This window comes from Nocardia sp. CC227C (genome assembly GCF_030767025.1).
Lineage (GTDB): Bacteria > Actinomycetota > Actinomycetes > Mycobacteriales > Mycobacteriaceae > Nocardia.
On sequence record NZ_JASITE010000004.1, the window covers coordinates 406,649 to 420,828 of the forward strand.

Consider the following 14,180-nt stretch of genomic DNA (forward strand, 5'->3'; position numbering starts at 1 on the left):
GCAGGCCATGAGCAACGACACCGGTTTCCGCCGACCCATCTCCCCCACCGAGCTCATCTACTTCCCGATGCGGGATCTGGCTCCGCCGTTCCTCATGCAGCTGGCCGTCGAGGGCACCGGCACGCTCGACGCGGAGGAACTGCGGCGCGCGGTGGCCGCGGCGGCGCAGGCCAATCCGGGCGCACGGCTGGTGCGGGACGGGAAGTACTGGGTGGACAGCGGCATCGCGCCCGCGGTGCGGGTGGTCGACCACGCGCTCCGGTTCCCGGAACTGGAGGCGGATCCGGTGCTCACCAGCCCGATCGGCCCCACCCCGGAGTCGACGGTGGAAGTGCTGCTGCTGACCGCCGCGCCGACCACCGTCGTGTTCCGGGTGTTCCACGGCGTGATGGACGGCATGGGCATGATCATGTTCGTCACCGATGTGCTGCGGGTGTTGCGCGGACAGGAGCCGGTGGGCGCGGCCGATCCCATCGCCGACGCCGAGCTGGTGCGCAAGGTCGGCGCGCCGGGGCGGCCGACGCTCATGAATCCGAGCTTCCGCTCCGCGGTCGGCCACGGGCGGCAGGAGCCGGGCGAGCACCGCCATCTGCTGCGCTGCCGCACCATCAACGCCACCGGCCCGCGCGCGCTGGAACGGGTCGCCGCCATCCTCACCGAGTGGGGCGGCCCCCGATCGCGCATCATGATTCCGGTCGATCTGCGCCGCCATGATCCGGAGCTGCGCTCCACCGCCAATCTCGCGCTGCCGCTGTTCCTCGATGTGCGCGGCGTCGCCACGGTGGCACAGCTCAACGAGATGAAGAAAGCGGGACTGCGCGAGGCACGCGAACTCAATCAGATGGACAACAGCGGGCTCACCAAACTGCCGCCCGCCGTGGGACGTTCACTGCTGCGGACGCTGAACTTCGTCGGCTCCCGGTGGGGTTACAACCTCGCCTCGGCCACCGTCTCGCACATGGGGCGCTACGACTTCGACGAACTCGCGGTGCCCGGCTTCCGCCCGACCGCCGTGCGGGTGCTGCCGCAGCACAGTGTGGCCATGCCACTGCTGTTCGGCATGACCGAGGGCGACGGGCGCACCGAGCTCTCGGTGTCGGCGCGCAGCGGGCGCGGCATTCCCGAGCGGCTGGAAGCGCTGCTGGACAAGATCGTCCACACCCTGGAGAGCGAGTTCGCGCAGACGGATTCGGCGGCGTCATGACGCGGTGGGCGCGGGTGGTGGTGGCCCGGCCGCGGCTGGTGCTGGCCGCCGCCGTGCTGTTCGCACTGCTGTCGGGAGTCTTCGCCGCCGGGCTGGCGGAGAAGGTCAGCGCGGCCGGGTTTCAGGACCCCGGCAGCGAGTCCACGGCGGTGGACAGCTGGGTGACGGAGCGGTTCGGACCGCAGAATCCGGACATCATCGCCATCTACACCGCGCCCGACGGGCAGACGCTCGACGATATCGGCGCCAGCGTCGAGCAGGCGGTGTGGCGGATCGATCCGGCACTGCTCGATCGCCCCGTGGAAACCTATTGGAACAGTGCGCGACAGCAGTACCTGCGCTCGCCCGACGGTCGGCAGGCGCTGGCCGTGGTGTTCGCCGCCGGGGACGACAACCGGCGGATCGCGGTGTATCCGGAGATCGCGGCCGAACTCGAGGTGCCCGGCATCCGCACCCAGTTGACCGGCTACAGCGCCCTGGCCGACGAGATCAGCCAGCAGTCGCGGCGCGATCTCATAGTCGCGGAGGCGATTTCGATCCCGCTCACGGCCGTGGTGCTGGTGCTGGTGTTCGGGGGCATCGTGGCGGCGCTGCTGCCGGTGGCGGTGGGCACGCTGGCCGTGATCGGGGCGCTGGGCGCGGTGGGGCTCATCGCCCACGTCACCGAGGTCAGCGTGTTCGCCATGAACGTGGTGTCGCTGCTGGGGCTCGGATTGGCCATCGACTACGGGCTTTTCGTGGTCGGACGGTTCCGGGAGGAACTCGGGCAGGGGCGTGCCGTGGACGAGGCGGTGACCCGCGCGCTGCTCACCGCCGGACGCACCGTGACCTTCTCGGCGCTGCTGCTCATGTGCGCCTTCGCGGGCACCTTCGTCTTCCCGCAGGCGGTGCTGCGGTCGCTGGGCTTCGGCGCCATCGCCGCGGTGGCGCTGGCCGCGCTGCTGTCGGTCAGCGCGCTGCCCGCGGCGCTCATGCTGCTCGGACCCCGGATTCGCAAGTGGAGCTGGCGGGCGGACGCCTACGAGCACGCCGAGCGACGGGCGCAACGGTTCTGGGGCCGGGTGGTCACCGCGGTCATGCGGCGTCCCGGAACGGTCGCCATCGCCGTGGGCGGGCTGCTGCTGGTGCTCGCCGCGCCGCTGGCCGGGGTGCGGTTGGGCGATATCGACCACACCGCGCTGCCGCCCGGCAATGAGAAGCGCGTCGCGGTCGAGGAATTGAGCGCGAACTTCCCCGCCGCCAACAGCGGTGCCACCGTACTGCTCACCCGCGCCGACGGCACCGTGCCCGCGAGTTCCGACATTTCCGCGGGGCTGCGGGAGGTCGGGGCGGTACCCGGTGTGCGCCAAGTGCTCTCGCTGGGCACGCGGGACGATGCCGCCGTCCTGCACGCGGCGCTGGCCGCGCCCGACCGTTCACCGGACGCCCAGGAGATCGTGAAAGACATTCGGGCGCTGCGCCTCGACGGTGTGGAGCTGCGGGTCGGCGGGGCGAGCGCCGCCACCGTGGACAGCGTCATCGGCGTCGTGGACGCCATGCCGCTGATGCTGGTGGTCATGGTCGCCGCCACCCTGCTGGTGCTGCTGCTGGCCTTCCGTTCCGTGGTGCTCCCGCTCAAGGCCGTCCTCATGGCATTCCTCAGCCTCGCCGCCACTTTCGGCATCCTGACCTGGATCTTCGACCAGGGCCATCTGGCGGATGCGCTCGGCATCAGCCCCGGTCCGCTCTCCGGCGGCATGGTGGTGCTCATCATCGCCGTGGTCTTCGGCCTGTCCACCGACTACGAGGTGTTCCTGCTCTCCCGCATGAAGGAGGCGCACGACGCCGGGGCCGACACCACCGCGGCCGTCCGCACCGGCACCGTGCGGACGGCACGGGTGATCACCGCCGCCGCGACCCTGCTCGTCCTCATCACCGGCGCGTTCACCATCTCCCCGCTCACCCCCATGCGCTTCCTCGGCCTCGGCATGGTCATCGCGCTGGTGATCGACGCCACCCTGGTCCGCATGCTCCTGGTCCCAGCCCTGGTGAAACTCATGGGCAAGGCCAACTGGTGGATGCCCGGCCGCCGCCCGCCGCAGCCGCCGGAATCGGTCACCGCCACCACCCCGGAGGCGACGGTTCCGGCGCGGGGATAGCGCGGAGCCGACGCCGCCGGCCGGAGCGGATCACCGCCCGCACGCGGGAAGCGCGCCGGTATCGGCGGTAGCGGCCTATTCGGCCGAGCGGGCGGCCAGGACGGCCTCGTAGAGTTCCTTGCGGGAGGCACCCGTGGTGGAGGCGACCTCGGCGCAGGCGTCCTTGAGGCGCAGGCCCTTGGCGGCCAGGTCCTCCACGCGATCGACCAGGTCTTCGGGTGCGGTCGTCACCGGTTGTGCGCCTTCGAGAACCACGGTGATCTCGCCGCGTGCGCCGTCGACGGCCCAGGCGGCCAGTTCCGCCAGGGTGCCGCGCACGACCTCCTCGTAGGTCTTGGTGAGTTCGCGGCAGACCGCCGCGCGGCGTCGGGGGCCCAGGATTTCCACCGCGTCGGCCAGACAGTCGGCCAGGCGGTGCGGGGCCTCGAAGAAGACACAGGCGCGGGGTTCGGCGGCGAGGGTGCGCAGCCATTCCTTGCGCTGGCCGGACTTTCGCGGCGGGAAGCCGTCGAAGCAGAAGCGTTCCACCGGCAGACCGGACAGGGCCAGCGCGGTGGTCACGGCCGAGGGGCCGGGCAGGCAGGTGATGGGGAGGTCGCGCTCGACGCAGGCCGCGACCATGCGGTAGCCGGGATCGCTGACCGACGGCATTCCCGCGTCGGTGACCAGCAGGACGGTGCGGCCGGATTCGATCTCCGCCAGCAGCATGGGAATCCGGGCCGTCTCGACATGGTCGTAGAAGCTCACCACCCGCCCGCCGATCTCGACGCCGAGTGCCTTGGCCAGCGACCGCGTGCGCCGGGTGTCCTCCGCCGCGACGATATCGGCCGAGCCCAGCGCATCGCGCAACCGCTGCGAGGCGTCGCCGACATCCCCCATCGGCGTAGCGGCCAGTACCAGCCGCCCCGACGCCTCACCCATACCGCTCACCGCTCCTCGCAATCGTCTCGACAACGGGCATCCATCCGACAGCGTCGCCCGCTCGCCGAACTCGACGCCCGCACCCGCTCGGCACGAACGACGGGCCGCGACCGCTCGGCCGGAAAACCACGGGTTGCGCACGCCCGCCGCGCCCAGCATACGGACGCCGCCGCGTCGGACACACATGCCTTGTGTGGGGCGCGACCACCTCCGCACGGGCTCGGACACCCGCCGTCCCCGGGCACAGGAAACAGGATTCCGTACGACCCGGGCAGGCACGCACATGTGCACTGGGCACGCAGGCGCTCGGGCCGGGGGCTCGCACCGGCCTCACCGGCCGCGCCCCGCCACCGGCGCACCGCATAACATCGGGTCGTGACCCAGGTGACCGATACTCGACCGTCCACCCCGGACACCGGGGTGGCGATGTCCAGCCCGGCACCGCTGAGACCCTCGCTGGAACTCGGTCCCACCGATCGGGTGCGCGGGTGGGTGGTCACGCTGGTGCTCACCGCCATCGCGGCGTTCACGCGATTCCTCATGCTCGGGTACCCGACCGACGGCAAGACGCCGGTCTTCGACGAGAAGCACTACGCGCCGCAGGGCTGGCAGGTGCTGACCGGCGGGGTCGAGGACAATCCGGGGTACGGGCTCGTCGTGCATCCACCGGTCGGCAAGCAGATGATCGCCATCGGCGAGGCCATCTTCGGTTACAACGGGTGGGGGTGGCGGTTCACGGCCGCCGTCTGCGGCACCGTCATGGTGCTGCTGGTGATCCGCATCGTGCGGCGGATGACGCGTTCCACGCTGGTGGGCGCGTTCGCGGGCATTCTGCTGATCGCCGACGGGGTCACCTTCGTCTCCTCGCGCATCGGCATGCTGGACATCTTCCAGGCGCTGTTCGTGGTCGCCGCCTTCGGCTGTCTGATCGTGGATCGCGACGAGATGCGCGCCCGCATCGCCCGGGTGGACCGGGAGGGCCGGATCCGGGACAGTCCGTACGGTCCCCGATTCGGGGTGCGCTGGTGGCGTTTCGGCGCGGGTGTCCTGCTCGGCCTGGCCTGCGGCACCAAATGGTCGGGACTGTATTTCGTGGCGGCGTTCACCCTGCTCAGCCTGGCCTTCGACCTCGCCGCCCGGCGCGGCTACCGGGTGCGCCTGCCCTGGCAGGGCACCGCGGTGCGCGATCTCGCCCCCACCGCCTACGCGCTGGTGGTCGTCCCGCTGCTGGTCTACCTCGCCACCTGGTGGTCCTGGTTCGGTGGCGAGACCACCTACGACCGCTGGGTGGTCGGCAGCCCCAAACTCGGCAGCGACGGCCTGTTCTCCTGGGTGCCCGACGCGCTGCGCTCGCTCTGGTTCTATTCGGCGGAGGTGCTGCGCTTCCACGAGGAACTCACCAATTCGGCGGGCAACCACCACCCGTGGGAATCGAAACCGTGGACCTGGCCGATGGGTCTGCGCCCGATGCTCTACTACTACGCCGATTCCGGCGTCACCGGCTGCGGCGGCTCGCAGTGCGTGAAGGCCATCATGCTGATCGGCACGCCCGCCCTGTGGTGGGTGGCGCTGCCCGTACTGGCCTGGGCGCTGTGGCGGACGCTGGTACGCCGCGACTGGCGGTACGCGGCGGTGCTGGTGGGCTACGGCGCGGGCCTGCTGCCCTGGTTCCTGTCGCTGGACCGGCAGATGTACTTCTTCTACGCGGTGCCGCTGGCCCCGTTCCTGGCCATGGCCGTGGCGCTGGTGCTCGGCGATATTCTCGGGCACGCCGAGCCGAGCGGGCGACGACTATCGGGCGTTGCGGACTGGCAGCGGTTCACCCCGACCAGTGAGCGGCAGGGGCTGGGGCTGCTCATCATCTGCCTGTATCTGGCCCTGGTGATCGCGAACTTCATCTGGCTGTGGCCGATTCTCACGGCCTATCCGATCACGATCGGGAACTGGCACGACCACCTGTGGCTGCCGAGCTGGCGGTAGCACCCGGTCAACCGGGGTCGGATTCCCCCAGCGCGGCCCGCAGATAACGCACCGCCGCCTCGTCGTCCAGTCCGAGGCGGCGGATGACGCTCACGTACTCGGTGGCGGCGCGGCCCGCGGTATCACTGGTCGGGTCGCCGGAGGAGGCGATGAAAGAGCCCAGCCTGCCCCGGGTCTCGAGCACACCGTCCTGTTCCAGCTCCCGGTACGCCCGCGCCACGGTATTCGGGGCCAGCCGCAGCTGGGCGGCCAGCGCGCGCACGGTGGGGATCTTGGTCCCGGCGGCCAGCTCACCGGATCGCACCCGGGCGATGACGCCCTGCCGCAGCTGTTCGTAGGGCGGCACCGTCGAGTGGTGGTCGACCGGGATGTCCAGCATGGTCCTCTCACACCTCCTCACGCGACAGCGGGCAGGACAGGCAGCGCGGACCGCCGCGGCCGGAACCCAGTTCCGACCCCGGAATCTGCAATACCTCGATGCCCGCGTCCGCGAGCCGTGCGTTGGTCATCTCGTTGCGCTCGTAGGCGACGACGACACCGGGTGCGAGCGCGAGCGTGTTGTTGCCGTCGTCCCACTGCTCGCGTTCGGCGGTGACACCGTCCAGACCGGTGTCCACGACCCGCAGTTTGCCGATTCCCATGGCCTCGGCCGCCACCCGCAGGAAGGGGTCGGGGCCGCCGATGCTCACACCGCCGCCGTCGGTCTTGCGAATGGCGAAGGCGCACAGGGAATCCTGCACCGCCGGGTACATCACCACCGCATCCACGTCGACCATGGTGCACACCGTGTCCAGATGCATGGTCGCACGGGTCTGGGCGATCGGCACCACGAGTACCGTGTGGGCGAGGTCGTCCTCGAAGAGGCTGCGCGCCAGGGCCTCCGCACCCGCCGGGGAGGTGCGCTCGCCCACTCCGACCGCCACCACACCCGGCGACAGCAGCAGCACGTCGCCGCCCTCGATGGGTGCGGTGTGCGATTCGTAGGCGCGGCGCACGTGCAGGAAGCGCGGATGGAAGGCGTAGATGAGATCGGTGAGCGAGGTCTCGCGCACCCGCGCGGGCATGGCCAGCGAGGTGATGGCGAAGCGATTGCCGACCCAGAACGAGGAATCGCGGGTGAACAGCAGATTCGGCAGCGGGTCGATGACGAAATCGTGCCCGTGGTGCATGCGCCGCACCAGCGAGGTGGCGTCCGGCCCGAACGGCAGTTCGTCGAAAGTCATTCCGGCCATGAGGATCTGGGCCAGTTCCGGCGCGGGCACGGTGCGCAGGTAGGCGGCCAGCTCGTCGGCGAGCACATGTCCGAGCCGCCGCGCGTCCACCGCGCCGGAGATGCCCTGTATCCGCGCCGCCCCGCTCACCCGCAGGGTCTCGGTGAGCAGATCGGCCAGCAGCAACACCTCCACGCCGCGCCCGCGCAGCACGTCGGCGAAGGCGTCGTGCTCCTGCTGCGCCCGCTCCACCCACGGGATGGCGTCGAAGAGCAGCTGGTCGTTGTTGCGCGGCGTCAACCGCCGCAGTTCATCGCCCGGCCGATGCAGGAGCACCGTGCGCAACGCGCCGACCTCGGACGTGACGGAAAACGGTCGCGCGGCGGGCGCAGCCTCAGTTCCCATGACACGACGGTAGTTCGCATTCGCGCCGAAGGCAGGGAATTGGACGTCGCATGGGGCTCGCGCCGCCCCGGCCGCGGCTGGGGCCCCGTCGCACCGCCGCGCGCCACCGGCCGCGGCCATACGGCCGACCGCTCCCCGGGGGGCGGGCAACAACCCTCAACCTCGAGTAGTGTTCAGGTATGCAACACGCGTCATGGCAGGCGAAGGAACTGACGCCCGGACAGCTCTCGGAACGCAGCGGCGTGGCGGTCTCCGCCCTGCACTTCTACGAGCGCGAGGGTCTGCTGCACAGTCGCCGGACCAGCGGCAATCAGCGCCGCTACCCGCGCGAGACGCTGCGCCGCGTGGCTTTCATCCGCATCTCGCAGCAGGTGGGCATCCCGCTGGCGGAGATCCGCAAGGCACTGGACAACCTGCCCGACGGCCGCACCCCGACACGCCGAGACTGGGAGACCCTGTCCACGGCGTGGCGAGCAGACCTGGACGACCGCATCGCCCAGCTGATCGCGCTGCGCGACAATCTCACCGGCTGCATCGGCTGCGGCTGTCTGTCCCTGGGCACCTGCAAGATCGTCAATGCCCACGACCACCTCGGCGACGAGGGGCCCGGCGCCCGGGTGCTCGACATCCACGCCGCGGAGACCTGCGTCAAACCTGGTCCGGAGTGCGCTCCGGCTTCGGCAGAAACGTCGTGAACAGGTCGTTGGCCCGGCGCATGACGAACTCGTAGGGCCAGGCGAACTTGCGCGCCCACCAGTAGCCGAAGCGGATGTCGAACTGGGTGTGCACCAGATAGGTGCCCTTCTCCACCGCCCGCACCATGATGTCGGCCACCTGCTCGGGCTGTTTGGCGTGCCGCCGGAAACGCTTGATCCACGCCTGGATTCGCGGATCGTCGCGATCCGCGCCGACGATGTCCACGGTGTGCACCAGGGGGGTGTCCACCGCGCCCGGCACCACCAGGTGCACCGCGATGCCGTGGCGCTCCAGGTCGAACCGCAGCACCTCCGACACCCCGCGCAGTCCGAACTTGCTGGCGCTGTAGGCCGCGTGCCACGGGAAGGCCAGCAGCCCGGCCGCCGAGGACACGTTCAGCAGCGCGCCCCCGCGCCCGGCCTCGATCATGGGCGGCACGAAGTTCTCGATCACGTGGATGGGCCCCATGAGGTTCACGTCCACCATGCGCTTCCAGTGCCGGTGCTCCAGGTTCTCCACGGTGCCCCAGGTGGATACGCCCGCGATATTCATGACCACGTCGACGGAGCCGAGCTGCTCGTGCACCTCCTTCGCCCACTCGGTCACGGCCTCGTAGTCGCTGACATCCAGCGCCCGCGAGTTCTCGACCACCCCGCCTTCGGCGCGCACCCGCGCCACCGTGTCCGCGAGCCCCTCCGCGTTGACATCGGTGAGGACCAGCCGCGCCCCCTTCCGCGCCGCCGCCAGGGCGGTGGCCCGGCCGATACCGCTCGCCGCGCCGGTAATCACGGTCTTCTTGCCGCTGAGCTTACGACCACGCACGCTGATCCATCCCTCGAAGTTGACAGCCTTGTCGCAGGGGCACGCTACCCGCGAACAGAGTTGTTCGCCATTGGAAAGCCCCACAACAGCGCCCCTATTTCCAGGGTCGCACCAGTTTCAACAACCGGTCGGCCGTCCAGGTCGCTAGCGCGGAGCGGATCCCGGCAGATCGAGGTCCAGCGCGATCCGCCCGGCCGTCAGATGCGCCTCCACCTCATCGGCGGGCATGGGCCGTGCGATGAGGAAGCCCTGGGCTCGGTAGCAGCCGAGCGCCACCAGCGTGCGCGCCGCCACGGTCGTCTCCACGCCCTCACCGACCACCCCGAGACCGAACGAACCAGCAAGTCCCACAATCGATTTCACAATCGCCAAATCGTCGGCGCTGGCACCGAGCCGCTGCACGAACCCCCGATCGATCTTCACCGCGTCCACCGGCAGCGCCTTGAGGTGCGAGAGCGAGGAGTATCCGGTGCCGAAATCGTCGATGGCGATCTGCACGCCCATCCGCTTGAGCCCGCGCAGGGTCACCTGGGTGCGCGCGAGGTCTTGCACCACAACATGTTCGGTGATCTCCAGGCATACCGACGAGCCGTCGATGCCGAAGCGCCGCAGAATGTCCTCCATGGTCTCGACGAAGTCGAGACTCACCAGCTGCACCGGCGACACATTGATGCGAATGACCACATTCGACGCCAACCCCCGCCGCCGCCATTTCGCGAACTGCTCACAGGCCGATCGAATCACCCAGCGCCCCAACTCACCCGCGAGGTTGGTGGCCTCCGCGACCCCCACGAACGCCCCCGGCGGTAGCAGCCCCCGGGTCGGATGCTGCCAGCGCACCAGCGCCTCCAACGCCACCACCCGCCCGGTCCGCAGATCCACCTCGGGCTGGTAGTGCAGCAGCAGCGACCCGTCCGCCACCGCCCCGCGCAGGTTCAACTCCACATCGTCCTGCAACTCGAACTGCGCCCGCATGGCGTCGGTGAACACCGCGACCCCGTTGCCCCCGCTGGACTTGGCCGACAGCAGCGCGTGATCGGCCCGCCGCAGCACATCCGCCACCGTGGTCTCCCCCGGAATCCCCACGGCCACACCGACACTCGCTCCCCGACTCACCGACTCCCCACCCACGGTGACCCGCCGCCCGATGAGCTGCCGGATCCGCGCCGCCTCACTCTCGGCCGCCACCGCGTCCATCGGCTTGGCCGGCACGATCACGAACTCGTCACCCCCGAGCCGGGCGATCATATCCGCCGGATCCAGATTCTCGCGTAGTCGCGCCGACAGCGTCCGAATGAAGTTGTCCCCCGCCGTATGCCCGAGAAAATCGTTGAGCGCCTTCAACCGATCCAGATCGAGGAAGAACGCCGCCACCGGCCCCAGATTCCCGGGCCGCAACCGCTCCTCCATATGTTCGAGCAACGCGCGGCGATTTGCCAGGCCGGTGAGGTCGTCGTGCATGGCGATGTAGCGAAGGCGCTCCTCGGCCTCCACCCGCGCCTGCAGCTGTGCGAACAGCGCGGCAATTGCTTTGAGGACGTTGATCTCGCGCGTGCTCCACTCGCGGTCGCCCTCTTTGATGAAGCCGAGCACGCCGGTGGCCTCGTCCCGTGATACCAGCGGCACCGCCGCCGCGGATACCGCACCGATGCCGGTGGCCCGTTGAATGAGTCTCTGGTAATCGGCGAACTCCGGCGTTGGCCGGATGATCATGGGCTCGGTGGCGTGCTCGAGCCGGAGGAAGAGGGAGGGAGTCTCATCGACGTGGGCGATCTGCAGCGGATCGTCCTCGGCGGAGACGGGACGGCGCGGCCACTCCGCGATCAACAGTGAGGTCTTGCGTTCCCGATCAGTGTGGCGTAGAAAGCTGAAATCGACATCGAAGTGGTCGACCAGCCACGACAGCACCCGCTCGCTCGCCGCCACCAGATTCGTGGCGTCGACCGCCATCAACTCGGAAGCGACCTGGGTCACCAGAGAGTCGAGAGTTCGCCGAGGCACCTTGTCTCCGATCACACTAGCCGCGGGTGTCCGCGCCCGGTACCGGAAGTCGCCTGCTCCGAACCGTGACACCCGCCGCGTAACCGAGGCGCAGTACCATTGCCAACGTTTCGTGCCCAGGCACTCCCAACACCTTCAGGAAGCGGCCCTGAAGTGACGTTAGTGTATCGGCGAACTCCGGGGAAACCCTATGCAACTCCTCGGGACGTCGGGCAAAGAGAAACACCGGAGATACCGGTTGCACCGCCAAACCGTGCCGCTCGGCCTCGATCCAGACCCGCTGCACGGCCTCGCCGGCGTGCGCGTAGGCCACCAGCTCTTCGGGTCTGTCCATCGGCGGTGCCGGGAAAGTCACCACGGCCACCGCGGAGCTGGAGCGCACCCGGTCGCGGGTGCCGTCGCCCAGGGCGTCACCACCGGACCAGGTGCGCAGTTGCGCCATGACGTCGGCCCGCCGGGCGATATCGAGTTCGGCCAGTTCGTCGGGGGCCAGGCCCAGGGTGCGCAGGTCCATGCCGGTGCGCAGGTCGTCGCCGGGCCAGCGCAGTTCGGCGAACATCTCCTCGTGCAGGCGCGGGGTGAGATACCGTATCCGCTCCGCAGCTCCGAGAATCTCCGCGGCGGTCTCGATCTCGGCCCGCTCGATAACCATGCGCAATCTCGTACCGGCGGCCTCGGCCCGGGCGGTCAAAGCCTGCGTAACACCGGTTGCCAACGGTTCGCCACTACCGGCCCGGCGGTTGGTGTGGCGGGCGAGCAGCGCCGAATAGTCCTGTGCGAGCAATGGATCGTCTCCCGCGCCCAGCGTGACGACAGCGGTGAGCGGCCCCGCGCCATCGGCTCGGAATTCGCTCCGCTCGCCGAGCAAGCCGTGGGCCGCGGCCGCCGACCGCGCGTTGTAGAACGCCGCGCCCACCGCCAGCGCACTGCCGCGGTATCCGATATCCATGGTGGATGTGCGTTCGGGATCGAGCGTTATGGTTATGGCGTCATCGGTGGCGCTCAACGCCCACGGCTGCGCGTTACCGCCCGAAGGCGCGCACTGGGCGCAGGCCAACACGGCCGCGAGGCCCGAGGCCGAGGCCGGTCCCGTATCCGCCTCCTCGCCCCAGTTCAGCTCGTCCACCGGTGCCGGTTCGGCGAGTTCGTCCAGGCAGCGCTCCAGGTCGACACGGGCGCGACCGGACGGCAACTTCTGTCCCAGCGCAATGCGCCGAACCGCCGCGGCCACCGTCGCGCCACCGAGTTGTACGTCGCCGCCGAGCTGCGGCCAACTGTTCAGGGTCCGGCCGATCTCGACCATGCTGGCCGCGAGTTTGTCGGACAGATTGCGGCCGTCCAGGATACGAATCACGTGCGGCGCTTTCTCGCGCGTAGACAGTCCGCGCAGGTCAGCGGCACGAATATCGCCGAGCAGACCGTGGAAGGGGCGACGAGCCGGCTCCAGGTCGAAGCGCTCGACGTCGAGTAGCCCTCGATCGTTGGACTGCATGAGCAGCGGAAGCCGGTGACGACGGGCGCCCTCGCGCACCGCCAGCTTGATGTCGAGGGAGTCGCACTCCTCGACGACGATGGACAGTCCGTCGAGAAAGGTGTCGAGGTTGTCGTCGGTGATCCCCGCCTCGAACACCTCGACGGGTAGGTACGGGTCGAGTTCGGCGATGCGCCGGGCGGCGACCACCGCCTTGTTGACGCCGATATCGAGGAGGGTGCCCGGTACGCGATTCAGGTTGGTCAGTTCGATCATGTCGAAATCGGCCAATCTCAGTGCGCCACAGACCCCTTCGAGCGCGAGCGTGTATGCCACCAAATGACCTACGCTCTGGCCGACTACTCCGATCGTCTGCCCGCCGCAGGCTTCCTGCTCGGTTCGGGTCAGATGATTGCGATTGCGGTCGAGTCGTAGTGCTCGAAGCAACTGTGGCCCCGGTAGGGCTACCACCTGGCGACGCCACGGATAGTAGACCCAACGGTCCGAATCGGCCTCTTCGGATAATTTTGGAGGGCTGACCAAGGCCGCGAATTCCGCGCGCAGCAAATTTCTCGTATCAGTGAATTCGATTGCCGCGTCGGCCCGCAATGCCGCGAGCCGGGCGGCGTCGCCTGGGTCGAGTTCATCCAGCAGCAACGGCCGGTAGGCACCGACCGCTCCATGCCCGGCGGTCATGCCTGAGCCAGTCCCTCGTCGTACAGCCATGGCACCGGAGGCACCGCGCCATTGCCCGTGAGTTCGGTGAGTTCGGCATCTATGAGACGGGCCTGCGCATCGGAGGCAACGGACCGATAGGTCCGCATATCCCACCACACCGGCACGGTGCGATAGCGGTCGTCGGGATAGGACGTCGCGGGAATCCACCAGGGCACCCGCGCGCCGCTGGATTCATATCGCGCGAGCGCGTGTTCCGGCGAGACTCCGACGCCGTAGCGGACCCCCAGCAGCGCGATGGAGTGCACGATGGCACGAGCCACACCCGATGCCAGCGCGCGCCGATCGCGTGCCTCGCGCGCGGCCCAACCCGCCTTCGTCTCGATCACTCCATCGACGATCTGTTCGGCGACCATCCGGCGAAACGCGGCCTCGCCGGGCCGCCCGGCCCAATCCGCGATGGCGTGCACTTCATCGACATGACGATGCGGGCCCTCGGCGCGAACCCCCGCCACCGCATTACCGTCGGTGTCCAGGGCTACGAAGAACAGTGTGGTGGAGCGACCGTCGATCACCGAGTCGTATTCGAGTGCGGCCTCGGCACCGTAGTGACGGTAGACACGCAGCGCACCGTCCATGCACCGGCGCCACAGTTC

General features: G+C 69.4%; 11 protein-coding genes. 4 read left to right on the top strand and 7 right to left on the bottom strand.

Going from position 1 to position 14,180, the window contains the following annotated elements:
* Window positions 1-7 precede the first annotated feature (7 nt).
* The gene (locus QMO76_RS10460; protein ID WP_306361000.1) at window positions 8-1,204 is read left to right on the top strand and encodes a peptide synthetase; all 1,197 of its coding nucleotides are present in this window, start codon (window positions 8-10) and stop codon (window positions 1,202-1,204) included.
* A complete protein-coding gene (locus tag QMO76_RS10465; protein WP_306361001.1) occupies window positions 1,201-3,342 on the top strand; it encodes an MMPL family transporter in 2,142 nt (713 codons plus the stop codon). Before QMO76_RS10460 ends, QMO76_RS10465 begins: the two co-directional genes overlap by 4 nt.
* A 75-nt stretch (window positions 3,343-3,417) precedes the next feature.
* On the opposite strand, the gene rsmI is transcribed toward QMO76_RS10465, so the two are convergent.
* Window positions 3,418-4,263 (bottom strand): 16S rRNA (cytidine(1402)-2'-O)-methyltransferase, encoded by an 846-nt coding sequence (gene rsmI / locus QMO76_RS10470; RefSeq protein ID WP_306361149.1) that lies wholly within the window; start codon window positions 4,261-4,263, stop codon window positions 3,418-3,420.
* A 375-nt stretch (window positions 4,264-4,638) separates the two neighbouring features.
* Between rsmI and QMO76_RS10475 the strand changes: the two genes are divergently transcribed.
* Window positions 4,639-6,243, top strand: coding sequence for a dolichyl-phosphate-mannose--protein mannosyltransferase (locus QMO76_RS10475; RefSeq protein ID WP_306361002.1), 1,605 nt, complete (start codon window positions 4,639-4,641; stop codon window positions 6,241-6,243).
* Between the two features lie 7 nt (window positions 6,244-6,250).
* Here QMO76_RS10475 and QMO76_RS10480 read toward each other — a convergent pair whose 3' ends face one another.
* Window positions 6,251-6,622, bottom strand: coding sequence for a GntR family transcriptional regulator (locus QMO76_RS10480; RefSeq protein WP_039817128.1), 372 nt, complete (start codon window positions 6,620-6,622; stop codon window positions 6,251-6,253).
* Window positions 6,623-6,629: 7 nt separating this feature from the next.
* Window positions 6,630-7,859: an arginine deiminase gene (gene arcA, locus QMO76_RS10485; RefSeq protein WP_306361003.1), complete on the bottom strand. Its 1,230-nt coding sequence runs from the start codon at window positions 7,857-7,859 to the stop codon at window positions 6,630-6,632.
* 179 nt (window positions 7,860-8,038) lie between these two features.
* Here arcA and soxR point away from each other — a divergent pair, with 179 nt between their 5' ends.
* Window positions 8,039-8,554: a redox-sensitive transcriptional activator SoxR gene (gene soxR / locus QMO76_RS10490; protein WP_306361004.1), complete on the top strand. Its 516-nt coding sequence runs from the start codon at window positions 8,039-8,041 to the stop codon at window positions 8,552-8,554.
* On the opposite strand, the gene QMO76_RS10495 is transcribed toward soxR, so the two are convergent.
* From QMO76_RS10495 to QMO76_RS10510, 4 genes are all read right to left on the bottom strand, one after another.
* A complete protein-coding gene (locus QMO76_RS10495) occupies window positions 8,508-9,377 on the bottom strand; it encodes an SDR family oxidoreductase (RefSeq protein WP_306361005.1) in 870 nt (289 codons plus the stop codon). The two genes, soxR and QMO76_RS10495, sit on opposite strands and share 47 nt — an antisense overlap.
* A gap of 144 nt (window positions 9,378-9,521) precedes the next feature.
* Entirely contained in the window at window positions 9,522-11,351 is a 1,830-nt protein-coding gene (locus QMO76_RS10500; protein ID WP_306361006.1) for a bifunctional diguanylate cyclase/phosphodiesterase, read from the bottom strand.
* 43 nt (window positions 11,352-11,394) lie between these two features.
* The gene (locus QMO76_RS10505; protein WP_306361150.1) at window positions 11,395-13,575 is read right to left on the bottom strand and encodes an Rv1355c family protein; all 2,181 of its coding nucleotides are present in this window, start codon (window positions 13,573-13,575) and stop codon (window positions 11,395-11,397) included.
* Window positions 13,542-14,162, bottom strand: coding sequence for a hypothetical protein (locus tag QMO76_RS10510; RefSeq protein WP_306361007.1), 621 nt, complete (start codon window positions 14,160-14,162; stop codon window positions 13,542-13,544). The genes QMO76_RS10505 and QMO76_RS10510 overlap by 34 nt, the downstream gene beginning before the upstream one ends.
* Window positions 14,163-14,180 lie beyond the last annotated feature (18 nt).

What these genes read in the sequence shown, in the direction of transcription:
- QMO76_RS10510 (WP_306361007.1), bottom strand. Translation starts at nt 14,162, where the DNA reads ATGGACGGTGCGCTGCGTGTCTACCGTCACTACGGTGCCGAGGCCGCA.
- QMO76_RS10460 (WP_306361000.1), top strand. Translation starts at nt 8, where the DNA reads ATGAGCAACGACACCGGTTTCCGCCGACCCATCTCCCCCACCGAGCTC.
- QMO76_RS10480 (WP_039817128.1), bottom strand. Translation starts at nt 6,622, where the DNA reads ATGCTGGACATCCCGGTCGACCACCACTCGACGGTGCCGCCCTACGAA.
- QMO76_RS10505 (WP_306361150.1), bottom strand. Translation starts at nt 13,575, where the DNA reads ATGGCTGTACGACGAGGGACTGGCTCAGGCATGACCGCCGGGCATGGA.
- arcA (WP_306361003.1), bottom strand. Translation starts at nt 7,859, where the DNA reads ATGGGAACTGAGGCTGCGCCCGCCGCGCGACCGTTTTCCGTCACGTCC.
- soxR (WP_306361004.1), top strand. Translation starts at nt 8,039, where the DNA reads ATGCAACACGCGTCATGGCAGGCGAAGGAACTGACGCCCGGACAGCTC.
- rsmI (WP_306361149.1), bottom strand. Translation starts at nt 4,263, where the DNA reads ATGGGTGAGGCGTCGGGGCGGCTGGTACTGGCCGCTACGCCGATGGGG.
- QMO76_RS10465 (WP_306361001.1), top strand. Translation starts at nt 1,201, where the DNA reads ATGACGCGGTGGGCGCGGGTGGTGGTGGCCCGGCCGCGGCTGGTGCTG.